The sequence below is a fragment of the Chromatiaceae bacterium genome, from assembly GCA_016714645.1.
Taxonomy (GTDB): Bacteria; Pseudomonadota; Gammaproteobacteria; order Chromatiales; family Chromatiaceae; genus M0108.
Genome location: JADKCI010000001.1, coordinates 127,180 through 143,533 on the forward strand (window position 1 = coordinate 127,180; position 16,354 = coordinate 143,533).

The following is a 16,354-nucleotide window of genomic DNA, read 5'->3' on the forward strand; positions in this document are numbered from 1 at the left end:
GCCCCGGCGGGGATTTTTGCGTTCAGGGTTACCCCCCTTGCCTGGCGCGCAGAAAGGCCTTGGCGGTATAGCGCGTCACCTGGGTGTAGTGGCGATCCATGATGCCCTGTACCACCTGGCTGTACTCGTTGATCAGGTCCGGCGCGATGCTGAAGCGCTCGAAATTGTAGATGGCGGCGACCTTGTGGCCGATCGGTACCAGATGGGCCTCGAAGGCCTGGAGCAGGTGGTCGATATCCCGGTGGGTACGCACCCTCAAACCCTCGAAGTTGACGAAGAGGATCTTGCGCCCGGCGTCGTAGGCCAGTCGTTGATCGAGGGGCAAATCCAGCATGGCCGCGCGCAGATTCATAGCCTGGGTCCCGAAGATGCGTGCATCCATCAGCCGCGGCGGCTGGGGCATCCGGGGGACGAAGGCCATCCGCGCCAGAATATCGCGCTCCAGATCCACGCCGGGGGCGATCTCGGTCAGTTCGAGGCCCTCCGGCCCCAGACGAAACACGCAGCGCTCGGTGATGTAGATCACGGTCTTGCCCCGTTCCGCCGCCCCCGGTCCGCTGAAGGTCCGGTGCTCGACCTGCTCGACGAATTTCCGCGCCCCACCGTCGGCATGAATCCGCAGTGCCCCCTTTTCCAGGACAATCTCACGGTTGCCGGCGGTGAAGGTACCCACGAAGACCACCTTTTTCGCGTTTTGGCTGATGTTGATGAAGCCCCCGGCGCCGGCGAGCCTGGGGCCGAATTTCGAGACATTGAGGTTGCCCTCGCGGTCGGCCTGGGCCAGCCCCAGAAAGGCGATGTCGAGTCCGCCACCGTCGTAGAAGTCGAACTGGCTGGGCTGATCGACGATCGCCTGGGCATTGATGGCGGCGCCGAAGCTGAGACCCCCCGTCGGGACGCCCCCGACCACCCCAGGCTCGGCGGTGAGGGTGATGAGATCCAGGATGTTCTCCTCGGTGGCCACGGAGGCCACACCCTCGGGCATGCCGATGCCCAGGTTCACTACGTCGTTGGTGGCAAGTTCCAGGGCGGCGCGGCGGGCGATGACCTTGCGCTCGTCCAGGCCCATGGGCGGGATGGCGGACAGAGGCACCCGGATCTCCCCCGAGAAGGCGGGGCTATAGGGCTCGCCGAAGGTCTGCATGTGGTACTCGGGCCGCTCCGCGACTACCACGCAATCGACCAGGACCCCGGGGATCTTGACCTGCCGGGAGTGGAGGCTATGGCGGTCCGCAAGGCGCTCGACCTGGGCAATGACGAGGCCACCCGAATTATGGACGGCCATGGCGATAGCCTGGGCCTCCAGCGTCAGGGCCTCGCGCTCCATGGTGATATTGCCCTCCGGGTCGGCGGTGGTGCCGCGAATGAAGCCAACATGGATCGGGAAGGCCTTGTAAAACAGATACTCCTCGCCGTCGATCTCCATCAGGCGCACCAGATCGACGCCGCTGGCGAGGGTCCGGTCGTTGAGCTTTCCGCCTCCCAAGCGGGGATCGACGAAGGTGCCCAGGCCGACCCGCGTCAGGGTCCCGGGCTTGCCGGCGGCGATGTCGCGGAAGAGGTGGCTGATGACACCCTGGGGCAGATTCCAGGCCTCGATGCGATCGGCGAGGGCCAGTTGCTGCAGCTTGGGGACCAGACCCCAATGGCCACCGACCACCCGCCGCACCAGACCCTCATGGCCCAAGTGGTTGAGACCTCGCTCCTTGCCGTCGCCCTGACCCGCGGCATAGACCAGGGTCAGGTCGCGGGGATGACCGAGCCCCTGGACATCGCCTGCCTCGCTTTCCAGAAAGCGTTGCTCCAGGGCCAGGGCCAGATTCTCTGGAAAGCCGATGCCGACGAAACCGCCGGTGGCCAGGGTATCGCCGTCGCGGATCAGGCGCACCGCTTGCCGGGCGCTGACCACCTTGCCGGTATCGCCAGCGTGCAACGAGGCAATCAAGGGGTGTTGGGACATGGGGAGGCCTGGGGTATGGCTGGCGAAAGGGGGCAATGTATCATCCCGTTCCAGCCAATTCACGCCATCAGCATCCCACCATGACCCGCTTCTGCCTGATCCGTCACGGGGAAACCCCCTGGAACGTCGAGCGTCGCATCCAGGGCCAGCTCGACATCGGCCTGAACGCGACCGGCGAGGCACAAGCCCGCGCCATCGGGGCCGGCTTGGCCGGCCAGCACTTCACCGCCGTCTATAGCTCCGACCTGGCGCGGGCCTGGCACACGGCGGCGTTGGCGACCCAAGACCTGGACCTGCCCAACCTGCGGCCCGAGGCGAGCCTGCGGGAGCGCCACTATGGCCTCTATCAGGGCCTGACGGTGGAGGAGGCCTTGGCGCGCCACCCCGAGATCCATCATCATCACCGCCAGCGCAGCCTGGACTACGACTACGGGACCGGCGAAACCCTGCGGGCCTTCGCCACGCGCGCCCTGGAGGGCCTGACCCGCCTGGCCGAGCGACACGCGGGGGGCACCCTCCTCGCCTTCACCCACGGGGGCATACTGGACACTGTCTATCGCGCCGCGACCGGCCGCGACCTGTCCGGCCCGCGCGATTTCCCGGTGCCTAACGCTGCAATGAACTGGCTGGAGTATGCCGCGCCCCGCTGGACCATCCTGGCCTGGGCCGACCGCCGCCACCTGGAGCGGACCCTGGACGAGGTCGTCGAGTGACGGCTGGCCCGGACCTCACACCATCTTGCGCAAGGCGTATTCCAGAATGCCCTCGGCGCCGGCCACCCGCAGGCGGGGGACCAGGTCGCGGACGATCCGGGCATCGACGACGGTCTCGACAGCCAGCCAGGAGCGATCGTAAAGATGACTGACGGTAGGGGCATGGAGGCTGGGGAGCAGGCCCACGACGCGATCCAGGTCCTCGGCCTTGACGTTGAGCTTGAGGGCGACCTTGTGGCGCGCGGCCAGGGCGGCCTGGAGCATGAGGGCGATCTGGTCAATCTTGGCCCGCTTCCAGGGGTCCCGGCGGGCCTGGGGATTGGCAATGAGCCGGGTTTCGGTGACCAGCAACTCCTCGACGATGCGCAGGCCGTGGGCGCGGATGGTGCTGCCGGTCTCGGTGATCTCGACCACGGCGTCCACCAGGCCCTCCACCACCTTGGCCTCGGTGGCGCCCCAGGAGAACTCCACGCTGGCCTCGATGCCCCGCTCCGCCAGATAGCGCTTGGTGAAGCCCAGGAGTTCGGTGGCGACCTTCTTACCCCGGAGGTCGGCGACCGAGTTGATCGGCGAATCCTTCGGGACCACCAGCACCCAGCGGCTGGGCTGCTCCGAGCTCTTGGAGTAGGTGAGGGTGCAGATCTCCTCGACCTCGGCCTGGGTCTCCAGGATCCAGTCCAGGCCGGTCAGACCCAGATCCAGGGTGCCGCTAGCGACATAGGGCGCCATCTCCTGGGCCCGCACCAGGACACAGGACAAATCGGGGTCGTCCACGGCGGGGTAATAGTTGCGATAGTTGGGGCTGATCTTCCAACCGGCCTGTTCGAAGAGGGCCAGGGTGGATTGTTCGAGGCTGCCCTTGGGCAGGCCGAGGCGAAGAGGCGTCATGATGGGATCGACTTCAGGGTTAAGCGCCGGAGACGGGCGGGACGGGCAATTCTACCCCCGAAGAAGCCCTGTCAGCCTCAAAACACCTCATGAGCCTCGAAAACGGGGCCGTCCACGCAGACCCTCTTCATGGCCGGCCCCGCGGTTGTCCTGACCTCCACCGTGCAACCGGCGCAGCCACCGACGCCGCAGGCCATGAATTCCTCCAGGGAGACCTGGCAGGGCAGCGCGAATTCCCGCGCTAGGGCGGCGACCGCCGCCAGCATGGGGTGGGGGCCACAGGCGAAGACCTCGACCTCGGCCAGGGCGCTGGCATCCAGGGCCTGGAGCCAGGCGCGGGCCAGGTCGGTGACATAGCCCTGGTAGCAGCCGGCAAACCCCTGGAGGCTGGCCAGGCGACTGGGGATACCCCAGTCATCGAGCAGGGGCATGGCGGCGATGACGTCCGCCGGCAGGCCGGGGACCAGAAACTGGGAGGGCCGCGCCGAGAAGGGAAAGGGCACCTCGGAGCCGAGAATGACCAGGGGCTTGTAGGCCGCCTCCCGGCGCAGGGCGTCGGCCAGGAAGATCATGGGCGGCATGCCCACGCCTCCGCCGATGAGCAGGGGCCGGGGCCGTTCGGCATGGAGCTGGAAGGGGTTGCCGATGGGGCCGATGGAACTGACGATATCCCCGGGGCGGCGGCGGGCCAGGAGCCGGGTGCCCTCCCCCACCGCCTTGTAGAGGATCTCGATCCAGCCCGCCCGGGGATCGACGCGCATCAGGGAGATGGGCCGGCGCAACGGCAGGGCCGGATCGCAGGTGAGGTGGATAAACTGGCCGGGCCTGGCACGTTGGGCGCACTCCGGGGACCCGAGACGCATCAGGTACTGGTCGCCGGCGAAGGATTCCTGACCGAGGACCTCGGCGTCCTCGACAAAGAGGGTGCCGCGCTGGGAGGCCGTGCTCATGATGGGCTCCGGAGCGCGTGGACGATGCGGCCACCAAGCAGGGTCCAGGTCACGCGCCCTATCAGCAGGTCTCCCCGGAAGGGGGTGTTGTGGCCCTGACTGCGCCAGGTCTCGGGGCCGATCCGCCACTGGGCCTCGGGGTCGAAGACGCAGACGTCCGCCATCTGGCCGCTGGCCAGGTTGCCCAGGGGCAGGCCGAGGATGGCGGCGGGGGCGCTGGTGAGACGGGCGATGGCCGCAGGCAGATCCAGCACCCCCTGGGCGACCAGGCGCAGCATTAGGGGCAGCAGGGTCTCCAGGGCCGCCATGCCGGGGGCGGTGCTGGGAAAGGGCGCTAGCTTGGCGTCGGCCTCGTGGGGCTGGTGATCGGAACAGACGGCGTTGATCAGGCCGGCGCGCACGGCGTCCCGCAGGGCGTCGCGATCGGTCAGGGTGCGCAGGGGCGGGTACAGGTGGCACTGACTATTGAACCCCTCCAGATCATCCTCCGTCAGGATGAGCTGATGGGCGCTGACGTCGGCAGTGACGGCCAGGCCTCGGCAGTGGGCGTCGGCGAGCATTTCCAGGGCGCGGGCACAGGAGATGCCGCGCAGGTGGACCCGGGCGCCGGTCTGCTCGGCGAGGGCTAGGTCCCGGGCCAGGGCAACGGTCTCGGCGGCCTCGGGGATACCGGGCAGGCCGAGGCGGGTGGCGACGCGACCCTCATGGGCACAGCCCTGGGCGCGCAACTGGGGGTCCTCGGACCGTAGGAAGACGGTGAGCCCGAAGGTGGCGGCGTATTCCAGGGCGCGGCGCAGCACCAGGGTATTAAGGATGGGGCGGTCGGCCTGGCTCATGACGGCGCAGCCGGCCTGGCGCAAGGCGAACATCTCGCTGAGCTGCTCCCCCGCCAGGCCCTGGGTGAGGGCGCCGGCGGGGATGACCCGTGCCCAGCCGGCCTGCTCGGCGGTCCGGGTGATGAGCTGGGCCACCGCCGGGGTGTCGATGACGGGCCAGGTGTCCGGGGGGCAGCACAGGCTGGTGATGCCCGCCGCCGCCGCCGCCGCCGTCTCGCTGGCGATGTTGCCCTTGTGCTCCTCGCCTGGCTCCCGCAGACGGGCGCAGAGGTCGATGAGGCCTGGGCACACGACCTGGCCCCGGGCGTCCAGGACCTGATCCGGCTGGAAGCCTGCCGGGGCGGTGCCTACCGCCAGCACCCGCCCCTCGGCCAGGTGCAGGTCCAGGTGGCCATCGATACCGTTGGCGGGGTCGATGAGGCGGCCATGGCGAATGCTGAGGCGGGAAGTTTCAGTCATGGGCCGTTACCGCCGCGCCTTGGTTCTGGGTGCCGAGGCACAGGGCCATGACCGCCATGCGCACGGCGATGCCGTTGCTGACCTGTTCCAGGATCACCGAGCGCGGGCCGTCGGCGACCTGGGAGTCCATCTCCACCCCGCGATTGATCGGCCCGGGATGCATAACGATGGCGTCCGGCTTGGCGGTAGCCAGGCGCTCCTCGGTGAGACCGAAGAGCTGGAAATATTCGTGCTCGCTCGGCAGCAGGGCACCCCGCATCCGCTCCCGTTGCAGGCGCAGCATGATGACCACGTCCACGTCCCGCACCCCCTCGCGCAGGTCGTGGCAGACCCGGGCGCCGAGGGACTCGGGATCGGCGGGGAGCAGGGTCCGGGGGGCGACGAGGCGCACCTCGGCCACGCCCAGCGTTTTGAGGGCCGCCAGTTGCGAGCGCGCCACCCGCGAGTGGAGGATGTCGCCGACGATGGCCACCCGCAGGGGGGCGAAGTCGCCCTTGTGGCGGCGGATGGTGAACATGTCCAGCAGGCCCTGGGTGGGGTGCGCATGGCGGCCGTCGCCGGCATTGATGACGCTGACCCCGGGGGCGGCGTGCTGGGCGATGAAGTGGGCGGCGCCGCTCTCGGCGTGGCGGACCACGAACATGTCCACGTGCATGGCCTCCAGGTTGCGCAGGGTGTCGAGCAAGGTCTCGCCCTTGGTGGTGGAGGAGGCGGCGATATTGAGGGTCAGTACGTCCGCCGAGAGCCGCTTGGCCGCCAGTTCGAAGGTGGTGCGAGTGCGGGTACTGGTCTCGAAGAAGAGATTAGCCACGGTCTTGCCCCGGCACAGCGGCACCTTCTTGACCGCCTGGCGGGCCACGCCCAGGAAGCCCTCGCTCTGATCGAGGATCCGGAGCAGCAGGGCGCGGGGCAGGCCCTCCAGGGTGAGGCAGTGGCGGAGCTGGCCCTGGGCGTCGAGCTGGAGGTTGGACATGGCGGGGCCGGGGGTCAAGGGCGGGGGTCCGGGCGCCGGCCCAGGACCAGGGCCAGGGGCGCGGGGCCGGTGAGCTTGACCTGGAGGGCGTCGTCGCGGGCCAGGGCGCCCTTGAGGTCGATGCCGGTGGCGTCGGCGGCGATGGGCAGTTCCCGACCGCCGCGCCGCGCCAGCACCGCCAGCAGCACCGAGGCGGGCCGGCCGTAGGCGAAGAGGCTGTCCAGGGCGGCGCGGATGGTGCGCCCGGTGTGGAGGACATCGTCCACCAGGATGAGATGGCGGTCGTTGATGGCGACCGGCAGGTCCGAGGGCCGCACCTGGGGGTGCAGGCCCAGGCGGCTGAAGTCGTCGCGGTAGTAGGAGATGTCCAGCACCCCTAGGGGCTCGGGGATGCACAGGGACTGGTGCAGGCGTTCGGCGATCCAGACGCCGCCGGTATGGATACCGACCATGAGGGGGTCGAGGATGCCACGCTGGGTGAGCTTGGCCTGGAGGACGGCGGTCATCCGCGCGATGGCCGCCTCGATATCGGCGGCGGTGGCGACGATCTCAGTGGGCTTCACTCAGCCAGGTCTCCAGCAGCAGTTTCGCGGCCATGGCGTCCACCACCTCGCGGGAGGTGGCCTTGCGCCCGAGGATGCGGCGCGCCTCCAGGGTGGTGAGCCGTTCGTCCACCAGGTACACCGGCAGACCAAAACGCCCCTCGATCTGGCGGGCGAAACGCCGGGCCAGGGGGGCGATCTCGGTCTCGGTGTCATCCATGTTGAAGGGCAGACCCACCACGGCGGCGTCTGGACGCCATTCGCGCATCAAGGCCTCGATGCGCGGCCAGTCGGGCCGATCATCGCGGCAACGCAGGGTGGTGAGGGGGGCGGCGGTGGCGGTCACCTGCTGGCCCACGGCCACGCCGATCTTGCGCGGGCCATAGTCGAAGCCAAGGAGGGTGCCTGTGGCCATTCAGGCGTGTCCCACCTCGGCACTCAACAGGTTCAGGTCCACCCCCAGCAGGGCCGCCGCCGCCTGCCAGCGCCGCCCGGCGGGGACCCGGAACAGGATATCGCCATCCGCCGGGCCGCTCAGCCAGGCGTTGGTGCCCATCTCCTGCTCCAGTTGGCCGCCACCCCAGCCGGCATAGCCGAGGGCGATGAGGCGCGAGGCCGGGCCCCGGCCGGCGGCGATGGCCTCCAGCACGTCCCGGGAGGTCGTCACGCAGATGTTGGGGGCAATGCTCAGGGTGGCGTCGTAGGTCTCGCCCTCGCTGTGCAGGACGAAGCCGCGATCCGTCTGCACCGGACCGCCCAGGTAGATGGGGTTGTCGCGCACCCCCGGATCCAGGACCTCGATATCCAGTTGTTCCAGGATCTCGCCGAGGCGGATCTCCAGAGGGCGGTTGATGACGATGCCCATGGCGCCCTGGTCGGTGTGCTCGCACACATAGGTCACGGTCCGCGAGAAATTAGGATCCCGCAGGCCTGGCATGGCGATCAGGAAGTGGTTAGCGAGGGTCGAGGAGTATGGCATGGGCATAGTATCCGGCCCTCACCCCCTAGAGGCAAGAAGATTGCCGGGGGATGACTGGCCACCCTACCCCTTCCTGGGCCCCCGTTCTCCCAAGCCAATCCCCTTTGGTCCTGCCGGTAATTTGGCTTTGTTTCGTAATTTGCCTCTGCCGCGCACCCCCGACCGGTATTCGGGTTCCAGTGTGGTCCGGGCCTCGGTGTAGTGGTAAGTCGCTTCAACGAACCAAGGGCGCACCTCGAATCCGGCCAGCCAGGCTGCGATCGTCGCCGCGAATTTCGCGGAGCCAAGCTTGGTTGCACCAAAACGCAACTCGGCCGCCACGATTGCCGAAAGTCAGGTACCGCTATTGTTAATCAGATTTCGGCGCGGTTGTTCTAGCTGAGCCGATATCTCCCTTGACAACGACCGCGATAAGGTAGCACCGTCCCTCTCCACCCTCGCGTCCGTTCCCCGTCAAAAACCTTGCCGCCAGTCATCAAATGAGCCCTCTCAGCTTACGCACCCTCAAAGCCAGTATTGCCTACTTCTCCCTGGCGTTTGGCGCGGGCTTCGTCATGGGCGCGATACGCGTGCCTTTCCTGGTGCCACGCCTCGGCGAACGCCTGGCGGAACTCATCGAAATGCCGTTCATGTTCGTCGTCATCGTCTTGGCGGCCCGCTTCATCACGCAACGATTCGCCTTGCCGGCTACCCCCTGGGTGCGGCTGGGCACCGGCTTGATTGCCTTGGCTTTGCTGCTTGCGGCCGAACTCTTGCTCGCCGTGGTCCTCCAGGATCGGTCTCTTGGCGAATATGTCGGTAGCCGGGACCCCGTCTCGGGAACCGTCTATCTGGCAATGCTCGCGCTGTTTGCGGCAATGCCCCTGGTTATCACGCGACTACGATTGGGTCGCAACCGCTAGGTGGTGGATGTCGATGGGGCTGATAAACTGCGGCCCCGTGCATCCGCGTGAAGTCTTCGCCCACAATCACCCCAGCGGTGGCGTGGAACCGTCCCAAAGCGACATGGGCATTACCGCCCAACTCAAGGCGGCAGGTGAGGTCGCCGGCATTGAGTTGCTGGACCACATCATCTTCAACCGGACGGGATACTTCAGTTTCCTGGAAAACGGCATCCTGTAGGGCGACATCGTGCCCCCTGGATCAAGGGGGCGCCTAACTTATGCCTTAGGGCCGGAGATCCCCCGCGGCAGGGGGGTCCGCGGGACTTGATGGCGCATCAGGAGGGTTTCTTGCGCCTTTGCCCGGCCTTTTCCAGCTCCGCCAGATAGTCCTGCCACAGACCTTCCTGGTTCTGGCCGAGGCGGTAGAGATAGTCCCAGGAATAGATGCCGGTATTGTGGTCGTCGTCAAAGTGGAGGCAGATGGCATAGTTGCCGACGGGCTCGATGCGATCGATGTTGACGTCTTCCTTGCCGAGCTGGAGTACCCGCTGGCCAGGCCCGTGGCCCTGGACCTCGGCGGAGGGCGAATAGACGCGCAGGAACTCGCAGGGCAGGGTGAAGTGGGAGCCGTCGTCGTAGGTCAGCTCGATGACCTTCGACTGACGATGGAAATTGATCTCGGAAGGGGTGGACATGAAGGGCTCCGCGCCGGCCGCCGAGCGGCCGGGGTGTCGTCGTCAAAAAAAGGCTGGCCATCAGAGGATGTAGCGCGACAGGTCCTCGTTGGCGGCCAGTTCGGAGAGGTTGCGATCCACGTAGGCGGCGTCGATGGCCACCGTCACCCGGTCCATCTCCGCGGCATTGAAGGAGACATCCTCCAACAGCCGCTCCAGCACCGTGTGCAGGCGGCGGGCGCCAATGTTCTCCGTGCGCTCGTTGACCTGCCAGGCGACCTCGGCGATGCGCCGGATGCCTTCTGGCGTGAACTCCAGGTTGACGCCCTCGGTCCCCAGCAGGGCCTTGTACTGCTCGGTGAGGGAGTCGTCCGGCTCCGTCAAGATGCGGACGAAGTCCTCGGTGGTCAAGGCCTTGAGTTCCACGCGAATGGGCAGGCGGCCCTGGAGCTCCGGGATCAGGTCAGATGGCTTGGAGAGGTGAAAGGCCCCGGAGGCGATAAAGAGGATGTGATCCGTGCGCACCATGCCGTGCTTGGTGGAGACGGCGCAGCCTTCCACCAGGGGCAGCAGGTCGCGTTGCACGCCCTCGCGGGAGACATCGGCACCGCTGCTGTGGTCGGCGCGGCGGCAGACCTTGTCGATCTCGTCGAGGAAGACGATGCCGTGCTGCTCCACCCCCTCCAGGGCCCGCAGCTTGAGTTCCTCCTCGTTGACACGCTTGGCCGCCTCCTCGTCGCGGAGCAGCTTCATGGCGTCGCCCACCTTGAGCTTGCGGCGCTTGGTGCGGTCCCGGCCCAGATTCTGGAAGATGCCCTGGAGTTGGCTGGTCATCTCCTCCATGCCTGGCGGGGCCATGATCTCCACCCCAATGGGTGAGGCACTGACCTGGATCTCCACCTCGCGTTCGTCCAGGCCGCCCTGGCGCAGCTTGTCGCGAAACTTCTCCCGGGTGGCATTGGAGGCACCGACGCCGCGACTGTCCTCCTCGAAATTGGCGGGGGGCGGCAGCAGGGCGTCCAGCAGCCGCTCCTCCGCCGCCGCCTGGGCCTGGTCGCGCAGCCCCTCCATGGCTCGCTCCCGCGCCATCTTGACGGCGGTGTCGGCCAGGTCGCGGACAATGGACTCGACGTCGCGCCCCACATAGCCGACCTCCGTGAACTTGGTCGCCTCCACCTTGATGAAGGGGGCATCGGCGAGCCGCGCCAGGCGCCGGGCGATCTCGGTCTTGCCGACGCCGGTGGGGCCAATCATAAGGATGTTCTTGGGCGTGATCTCCGAGCGCATGGGCTCGGCGATCTGGGCGCGGCGCCAGCGGTTGCGCAACGCCACGGCCACGGCCCGCTTGGCCTCGTCCTGGCCGACGATGTGCTTGTTGAGCTCCGCGACGATGCGTTGGGGGGTGATGTCCGACATGGGGAAATCTTCCTGGTGAAGGTTCGGGGCCCCGAGGAGGCCGCCGCGTGGGATGCAACTGGGGTCATCTGCGGGCCGGGACGGCCTTCCGCAAGGCCAGGTCCCAGCGACGGGCCGCCGGCCGCGCCGCCGCGACCCATCAGACCGGGCCCAGCTCCTCAATGGTGAGTTGGTGGTTGGTATAGACGCAGATGTCGGCGGCGATGTGCAGCGAACGCTCGACGATCTCCAGCGCCGACAACTCGGTCGCCTCCAGCAGGGCCCGCGCCGCCGCCTGGGCAAAGGAGCCGCCGGAGCCGATGGCCATCAGACCCTGCTCCGGCTCCAGCACATCGCCGGTGCCCGTGATGATGAGGGAGGCGGTCTGATCGGCAACCAGTAGCATGGCCTCCAGACGGCGCAACATGCGGTCCATGCGCCAATCCTTCGCCAACTCGACGGCGGAGCGGGTGAGATGGCCCTGGTGCTTCTCCAGTTTGCCCTCGAAGCGTTCGAAGAGGGTAAAGGCATCCGCCGTGGCCCCGGCGAAACCCGCCAGCACCCGCTCCTTGTAGAGGCGCCGCACCTTGCGGGCATTGCCCTTCATGACCGTCGAGCCCAGGGTCACCTGGCCATCGCCGCCAATGACCACCTGGCCGCCCCGCCGCACCGACAGGATGGTGGTGCCGTGAAATGTCTCCATCAAGGGTTCTCCCGCGCGAATCGAATGGGCGCCATTCTACCCGAGTGACGGGGCGGGATCAGCAAAGCGATAAGACGGAAGGCGGCCAGGGCCTGTAGAGTAAACGCCTACCGCCGGGCGGCAAGCCGCGCAGCGCGTCCCAGGGCGGGGCTCCCGTTTGAGAAGTCACTCGCCACCGGCCCCCACCGGTACGACTCGTTACCAAACACACCTCCATTACACCGCCGCCATGAACCCCATCCAACTTCCCGACGTTACCGCAACCCCTGCCGAACCTGGACATGCCCGGTTGTCGCGGCGGCGCTTGCCGATCCGTATCCACTCACGACGGCCTTCACCCTGCTGCTACTGCTGGTCGCCGGTACCCTGGGCTGGCTGACCTATCAACGCACGGCCAGCATCCTGGAAAGCTCGACAGCGAAACTGACCTTACGCGCCGCCCACGAGGCCGCCCTGGAACTGGATCGCATCCTGGCCCCGGTCCAAACCAGCGTGCGCTTGCTGACCGTTGAAGAGTCTCTGGCCTCGGCGGGCCTGGAGGCTCAGTTGTCGGCCCTGCCGAACTATATCGAGGCCTTAAAGGCGGCGCCGGCGGTGGTCGCCTTCTATTGCGGCGACCTGGCGGGCAACTACTTCCTGGCCCGCCGCCTCCTGGACGAAGAGGACCGCCAACGCTCCGAGGCACCCGCCGCGACCCACTATCTGGCTATCACCGATATCTTCGAGGCGCTCACCGCCAGCTACCGGCCCTACAAGCCCGCCAAGACCCTGTCGCAATCCCCAGAGATCATGAAAAAAAGGCCGAGGAGGGTCATATCGACCCGGATCGGTTCCGCATCTTCCTGGGTTCGGGGGCCTGCCTGCGCTACGTAGAACGCTTCCTCGCCCCCGCGCAACGGGACACGATGGCGTTCGACGCCTTCATGCCCCGGCCCTGACGCCATCGCCATCCACGAGGACCGCCCCTTTGGTTCTCAACCAACTCCTGTTTATGGCGCTGCTGATCGCGGCCAGCGCCCTCTTTTCCCTGTCCGAGATCTCACTGGAGGGAGGGCTGGGTGGTGGCTGGCGGTGGGCGGGGGTGTCGACAGCAGGGATGCTGTCGCCAAGCCTACAGGGATGTATTCACGGCGTCCCCCGACCGCCGCCAGCCACCACCTAGCCCGGGAAACCGCTAACCGATGTATTTTGGCTATACTTATCCGAATCCGGCCCCGGGCGGCCATCACTGACAGACGGAGATTAAGAAAATGACGAATTTCACGTTACATCCGGGACGTGCGGCCCGAGTCGGCGCCAATGCCCTGACCAGCCTGCTCGCCGCGCTGGCGCTGGGCGGCTGCGCCTCGTCAGCCAACTATCCCACCGGCGTCATCTCCATCACCGTCAAGCCCGGTGACACCGGCACCTGCGAATCCGCACCCTGCCAGGTCAATCTGGTGATGCCCCCGGGGACGGGCAGCTATGAGGTCACGGGCAATGAGGTGCGGGTGGGCACCTACCCGGCGGGCCAGACGGTCAATCTGGGCGGATACTGGGAATCTCAGAAATTCGAGATCGTCGGCGCCAAGGTGGCACCCATCTATGTTTATGTGCCCAGGCAGCGCTGAGGGAGCGCGTCGCTACGCGGAGTGACCGTCTCGCGACAGCCATGAGGGGCGGGGACGACGGCGATGCCATCGGCGCCGGCCGCCATGACTTGGCCAGCGCCGCCAATGGGGTTGCTACTCCCGCCAATACTCCGGCTTGTCGAGGGCATCTGCGCAGACGACCCTACCCCGGAGCTTGCCAATAACGCCAGGGCGGAGCGCCAGAACCATCCAGCTAACATGCTATAAATAAAGGCTTAAGCTCGCCGCCATCCTACCGATTGGGGCGCTACCCGGATCAAGTTTCCGGCAAATAAACAGCCGATCCGGTCGGCTGGATTGTGTTCTCGACGGGATTAGGAAACTTGTGCGCTAAGTAAGCCGCCTTAGGATTAGCTTGCAACGGGCCGCTAGTATTCTGGACTGAAATTCAGACGAGGACCCAGGCGACCGCCCGCACCATGCCGACCACCCCTACTCCAACGCCCGCCGCGAGGACGGTGCTCCTTCCAACTGGGACCACGAGCTATCCTTGTGGGTGGATGAGCCCGGTGGTACGACCGCCGCTCAGCGCCCTGCCCTGGCCAGGAGTGCCGGCGATACATATCCAAACCCGGCGCGGGACGGCCCTCACTGACAGGCGGAGATTAAGAAAATGACGAATTGCATGTCACATCCGGCACGGGTGGTCCGAGTCGGCGCCGGTGCCCTGACCAGCCTGCTGGTCGCGCTGGCGCTGGGCAGCTGCGCCTCGTCGGCCGACTTTCCCACCGGCGCCATCGCCATCACGCTCAAGCCCGGCGACACCGGGTCCTGTATCACGGCCCCCTGCCAGGTCAGCCTGGTCATGCCGCCAGGCCAGGGCAGCTACGAGGTCACGGGCAATCAGGTCCGGGTCGGCACCTACCCGGCGGGGCAAACCGTCAATCTGGGCGGTTACTATGAATCCCAGAAGTTCGTCATCGTCGGCGCCAAGGTAGCGCCAGCCTATGTCTATGTGCCGAATCAACGCTAGTTGTAGCGGTCGCCCGGCCCCTCTCCCCCGGCCCCTCCACCGCGCGCGGGGAGGGGTGTGAGGCGGGCGCGGCCGCGGGCGATGGCCAGGCGCAGGGCGCGCGCCGCCGCCGCCGTGTCTTCGGCGGCCATGAGGGCGGAGACGACGGCGATGCCATCGGCGCCAGCCGCCATGACCTGCCCCGCATTGCCCTCATTGAGCCCGCCGATGGCGATCAAGGGCAGGTGGGTGACGGCACGGATCGCCGCCAGCCCGGCCAGACCGGTGGCCGTTGGGGTATCCCGCTTAGTCGGGGTAGCGAAGACGGGGCTCACGCCCAGATAATCCGCCCCCTCGCCCGTGGCGCGGCGGGCCTCCTCCGGGGTGCTCACCGAAACGCCGAGGAGGCATTCCGCGCCGACCAGCCGCCGGGCCAGTTCGCAGGGCAGGTCGTCCTGGCCCAGATGGACCCCCGCCGCGCCGCAGGCCAGGGCCAGGTCGAGGCGGTCATTGACGATGAGCGGCACCCCCAGAGGCTCCAGCAGGGCCTTCAGTTCCAGTGCCAGCCGGAGGCTGTCGCGGGTGCGGGCGTCCTTGTCGCGCAACTGGACGATGCTGGCGCCACCCTGGACGGCAGCACGGACGATCCCGACCAGCCCCCGGCCCTGGGCGGCGGCCCGATCGGTCACCAGGTAGAGGCCATAGTCGACGGCCCGGGTCATGGGCTTATTCGAAGACCAGGCGGGCGTGCTGTCTCACCCGCTCGGGGGTGATGGCGTCGAGGGCGTCGATGAGGCGGGTGCGGAAGCTGCCAGGCCCCGGGTTGCCCACCGCCGCCAGCTCGCCGGCAATGCCATAAGCGGCCAGGGCGCCGATACTGGCGAGCAGGGGGTCGGGTTGGACCGCCGCGAAGGCGCCGACCAGGGCGGAACAGACACAGCCCGTGCCCGTCACCCGGCTCATGAGGGGGTGGCCGTTGGCCAGGCGCACCCGGCGCTCGCCGTCGGTGATGAAGTCCTCGGGGCCCGTCACCACCACCAGGGCCCCAAACTGGCTGGCGATGGCGATCGCCGCCTCCCGGGCCTCCTCGACGCCCCGGGTGGAATCGACGCCCTTGGTCGCGCCGCCGGCCGCGGCGAGGGACAGGATCTCGGAGGCGTTGCCACGGACGATGGTCGGCTTGACCTCCTCCAGGAGCAGCAGCGCCGTCTCGGTGCGCAGCCGGGTGGCGCCGGCGCCCACGGGGTCCAGGACGATGGGCAGACCCCGCGCCCGCGCCGCGTGCCCGGCGGCAAACATGGCATCGATCCAGGGCCGGGACAGGGTGCCGATATTGAGGACCAGGGCCCCGGCCAGGCCCACCATCTCCCGGACCTCCTCGGCGGCGTGCGCCATGACCGGCGAGGCGCCAATGGCCAGCAGGGCATTGGCGGAGAAGTCCATGACGACATAATTGGTGATGTTGTGGACCAGCGGCCGCTGGCGCCTTAGCTCCGCGAGCGCCTGGGCTGCGGCATCGATAGGGTTGGTGCTCATAACCATGAATTTTGACTCAGTTGCGGATGGCGGAAGCGACACTGGCGGCCAGATAACACCTCGCGGCCGCCAATGCTGGCGAAAATGGCCGTCGAAAGCGAATGCGATCCGCATACTACGCCGAGACATGACGACCTTGCTCGCGCAGTCGGTAAAGCGCCATTGCTGGCCGGGGAACCGGCGAAATGATCCGCCTGGTGCAGCCCCTGGCGGCCTTTGCGATCCGCCCGCGTCTGGCGGCGGGTCACCCGCCGTGATCCGCCGCCCCGTCGGTAGCCC

Annotated in this window: 19 protein-coding genes; 6 read left to right on the plus strand and 13 right to left on the minus strand. The window is 67.5% G+C overall.

The features are described from left to right. Positions 1 to 28 precede the first annotated feature (28 nt). On the minus strand, positions 29 to 1,960 hold the full coding sequence (locus tag IPN92_00575; protein MBK8636822.1) for an acyl CoA:acetate/3-ketoacid CoA transferase: 1,932 nt from the start codon (positions 1,958 to 1,960) through the stop codon (positions 29 to 31). Positions 1,961 to 1,995: 35 nt separating this feature from the next. On the opposite strand from IPN92_00575, the gene IPN92_00580 reads away from it, so the two are divergent. Further along, positions 1,996 to 2,673, plus strand: coding sequence for a histidine phosphatase family protein (locus IPN92_00580; protein ID MBK8636823.1), 678 nt, complete (start codon positions 1,996 to 1,998; stop codon positions 2,671 to 2,673). 15 nt (positions 2,674 to 2,688) lie between these two features. On the opposite strand, the gene IPN92_00585 is transcribed toward IPN92_00580, so the two are convergent. The 7 genes from IPN92_00585 to IPN92_00615 all read right to left on the minus strand — a co-directional run bounded on the left by IPN92_00585 (position 2,689) and on the right by IPN92_00615 (position 8,300). Continuing rightward, positions 2,689 to 3,561 carry an ATP phosphoribosyltransferase gene (locus IPN92_00585; protein ID MBK8636824.1) on the minus strand — a complete coding sequence of 291 codons (873 nt, stop codon included), beginning with the start codon at positions 3,559 to 3,561 and terminating at the stop codon, positions 2,689 to 2,691. Positions 3,562 to 3,638: 77 nt separating this feature from the next. Next, complete coding sequence (locus IPN92_00590; GenBank protein ID MBK8636825.1) at positions 3,639 to 4,511, minus strand: dihydroorotate dehydrogenase electron transfer subunit; 873 nt, start codon at positions 4,509 to 4,511, stop codon at positions 3,639 to 3,641. Continuing rightward, positions 4,508 to 5,806, minus strand: a complete 1,299-nt coding sequence (locus tag IPN92_00595) for a dihydroorotase (protein MBK8636826.1) — start codon at positions 5,804 to 5,806, stop codon at positions 4,508 to 4,510. Before IPN92_00595 ends, IPN92_00590 begins: the two co-directional genes overlap by 4 nt. Further along, a complete protein-coding gene (locus IPN92_00600; GenBank protein ID MBK8636827.1) occupies positions 5,799 to 6,779 on the minus strand; it encodes an aspartate carbamoyltransferase catalytic subunit in 981 nt (326 codons plus the stop codon). Before IPN92_00600 ends, IPN92_00595 begins: the two co-directional genes overlap by 8 nt. 14 nt (positions 6,780 to 6,793) lie before the next feature. Then, positions 6,794 to 7,342, minus strand: a complete 549-nt coding sequence (gene pyrR / locus IPN92_00605; protein MBK8636828.1) for a bifunctional pyr operon transcriptional regulator/uracil phosphoribosyltransferase PyrR — start codon at positions 7,340 to 7,342, stop codon at positions 6,794 to 6,796. Beyond that, positions 7,329 to 7,736: a Holliday junction resolvase RuvX gene (gene ruvX / locus IPN92_00610; GenBank protein MBK8636829.1), complete on the minus strand. Its 408-nt coding sequence runs from the start codon at positions 7,734 to 7,736 to the stop codon at positions 7,329 to 7,331. The genes pyrR and ruvX overlap by 14 nt, the downstream gene beginning before the upstream one ends. Next, a complete protein-coding gene (locus IPN92_00615; GenBank protein MBK8636830.1) occupies positions 7,737 to 8,300 on the minus strand; it encodes a YqgE/AlgH family protein in 564 nt (187 codons plus the stop codon). 479 nt (positions 8,301 to 8,779) lie between these two features. Here IPN92_00615 and IPN92_00620 point away from each other — a divergent pair, with 479 nt between their 5' ends. Together IPN92_00620 and IPN92_00625 are read left to right on the plus strand one after the other, a co-directional pair. Then, positions 8,780 to 9,202 carry a hypothetical protein gene (locus IPN92_00620; GenBank protein ID MBK8636831.1) on the plus strand — a complete coding sequence of 141 codons (423 nt, stop codon included), beginning with the start codon at positions 8,780 to 8,782 and terminating at the stop codon, positions 9,200 to 9,202. Beyond that, positions 9,093 to 9,422 carry a hypothetical protein gene (locus tag IPN92_00625; GenBank protein ID MBK8636832.1) on the plus strand — a complete coding sequence of 110 codons (330 nt, stop codon included), beginning with the start codon at positions 9,093 to 9,095 and terminating at the stop codon, positions 9,420 to 9,422. Before IPN92_00620 ends, IPN92_00625 begins: the two co-directional genes overlap by 110 nt. A 97-nt stretch (positions 9,423 to 9,519) precedes the next feature. On the opposite strand, the gene IPN92_00630 is transcribed toward IPN92_00625, so the two are convergent. The 3 genes from IPN92_00630 to hslV all read right to left on the minus strand — a co-directional run bounded on the left by IPN92_00630 (position 9,520) and on the right by hslV (position 11,956). Next, positions 9,520 to 9,879 carry a DUF971 domain-containing protein gene (locus IPN92_00630; GenBank protein MBK8636833.1) on the minus strand — a complete coding sequence of 120 codons (360 nt, stop codon included), beginning with the start codon at positions 9,877 to 9,879 and terminating at the stop codon, positions 9,520 to 9,522. Between the two features lie 60 nt (positions 9,880 to 9,939). Then, positions 9,940 to 11,274: an ATP-dependent protease ATPase subunit HslU gene (hslU, locus tag IPN92_00635; protein MBK8636834.1), complete on the minus strand. Its 1,335-nt coding sequence runs from the start codon at positions 11,272 to 11,274 to the stop codon at positions 9,940 to 9,942. Positions 11,275 to 11,413: 139 nt separating this feature from the next. Next, positions 11,414 to 11,956 (minus strand): ATP-dependent protease subunit HslV, encoded by a 543-nt coding sequence (gene hslV / locus IPN92_00640; GenBank protein ID MBK8636835.1) that lies wholly within the window; start codon positions 11,954 to 11,956, stop codon positions 11,414 to 11,416. Between the two features lie 498 nt (positions 11,957 to 12,454). On the opposite strand from hslV, the gene IPN92_00645 reads away from it, so the two are divergent. From IPN92_00645 to IPN92_00655, 3 genes are all read left to right on the plus strand, one after another. After that, complete coding sequence (locus IPN92_00645) at positions 12,455 to 12,829, plus strand: hypothetical protein (GenBank protein MBK8636836.1); 375 nt, start codon at positions 12,455 to 12,457, stop codon at positions 12,827 to 12,829. Positions 12,830 to 13,206: 377 nt separating this feature from the next. Then, a complete protein-coding gene (locus tag IPN92_00650) occupies positions 13,207 to 13,566 on the plus strand; it encodes a hypothetical protein (GenBank protein ID MBK8636837.1) in 360 nt (119 codons plus the stop codon). A gap of 646 nt (positions 13,567 to 14,212) precedes the next feature. Beyond that, complete coding sequence (locus IPN92_00655) at positions 14,213 to 14,560, plus strand: hypothetical protein (GenBank protein ID MBK8636838.1); 348 nt, start codon at positions 14,213 to 14,215, stop codon at positions 14,558 to 14,560. On the opposite strand, the gene thiE is transcribed toward IPN92_00655, so the two are convergent. Continuing rightward, positions 14,557 to 15,261 carry a thiamine phosphate synthase gene (gene thiE / locus IPN92_00660; GenBank protein ID MBK8636839.1) on the minus strand — a complete coding sequence of 235 codons (705 nt, stop codon included), beginning with the start codon at positions 15,259 to 15,261 and terminating at the stop codon, positions 14,557 to 14,559. The genes IPN92_00655 and thiE overlap by 4 nt on opposite strands. 4 nt (positions 15,262 to 15,265) lie before the next feature. After that, entirely contained in the window at positions 15,266 to 16,075 is an 810-nt protein-coding gene (thiM, locus tag IPN92_00665) for a hydroxyethylthiazole kinase (protein ID MBK8636840.1), read from the minus strand. Between the last annotated feature and the right edge of the window lie 279 nt (positions 16,076 to 16,354).

Coding starts and splice junctions, on each gene's coding strand:
- IPN92_00575 (MBK8636822.1), bottom strand. CDS start 1,960: ATGTCCCAACACCCCTTGATTGCCTCGTTGCACGCTGGCGATACCGGC.
- IPN92_00580 (MBK8636823.1), top strand. CDS start 1,996: ATGTATCATCCCGTTCCAGCCAATTCACGCCATCAGCATCCCACCATG.
- IPN92_00585 (MBK8636824.1), bottom strand. CDS start 3,561: ATGACGCCTCTTCGCCTCGGCCTGCCCAAGGGCAGCCTCGAACAATCC.
- IPN92_00590 (MBK8636825.1), bottom strand. CDS start 4,511: ATGAGCACGGCCTCCCAGCGCGGCACCCTCTTTGTCGAGGACGCCGAG.
- IPN92_00595 (MBK8636826.1), bottom strand. CDS start 5,806: ATGACTGAAACTTCCCGCCTCAGCATTCGCCATGGCCGCCTCATCGAC.
- IPN92_00600 (MBK8636827.1), bottom strand. CDS start 6,779: ATGTCCAACCTCCAGCTCGACGCCCAGGGCCAGCTCCGCCACTGCCTC.
- ruvX (MBK8636829.1), bottom strand. CDS start 7,736: ATGGCCACAGGCACCCTCCTTGGCTTCGACTATGGCCCGCGCAAGATC.
- IPN92_00615 (MBK8636830.1), bottom strand. CDS start 8,300: ATGCCATACTCCTCGACCCTCGCTAACCACTTCCTGATCGCCATGCCA.
- IPN92_00620 (MBK8636831.1), top strand. CDS start 8,780: ATGAGCCCTCTCAGCTTACGCACCCTCAAAGCCAGTATTGCCTACTTC.
- IPN92_00625 (MBK8636832.1), top strand. CDS start 9,093: ATGTCGGTAGCCGGGACCCCGTCTCGGGAACCGTCTATCTGGCAATGC.
- IPN92_00630 (MBK8636833.1), bottom strand. CDS start 9,879: ATGTCCACCCCTTCCGAGATCAATTTCCATCGTCAGTCGAAGGTCATC.
- hslU (MBK8636834.1), bottom strand. CDS start 11,274: ATGTCGGACATCACCCCCCAACGCATCGTCGCGGAGCTCAACAAGCAC.
- hslV (MBK8636835.1), bottom strand. CDS start 11,956: ATGGAGACATTTCACGGCACCACCATCCTGTCGGTGCGGCGGGGCGGC.
- IPN92_00650 (MBK8636837.1), top strand. CDS start 13,207: ATGACGAATTTCACGTTACATCCGGGACGTGCGGCCCGAGTCGGCGCC.
- IPN92_00655 (MBK8636838.1), top strand. CDS start 14,213: ATGTCACATCCGGCACGGGTGGTCCGAGTCGGCGCCGGTGCCCTGACC.
- thiE (MBK8636839.1), bottom strand. CDS start 15,261: ATGACCCGGGCCGTCGACTATGGCCTCTACCTGGTGACCGATCGGGCC.
- thiM (MBK8636840.1), bottom strand. CDS start 16,075: ATGAGCACCAACCCTATCGATGCCGCAGCCCAGGCGCTCGCGGAGCTA.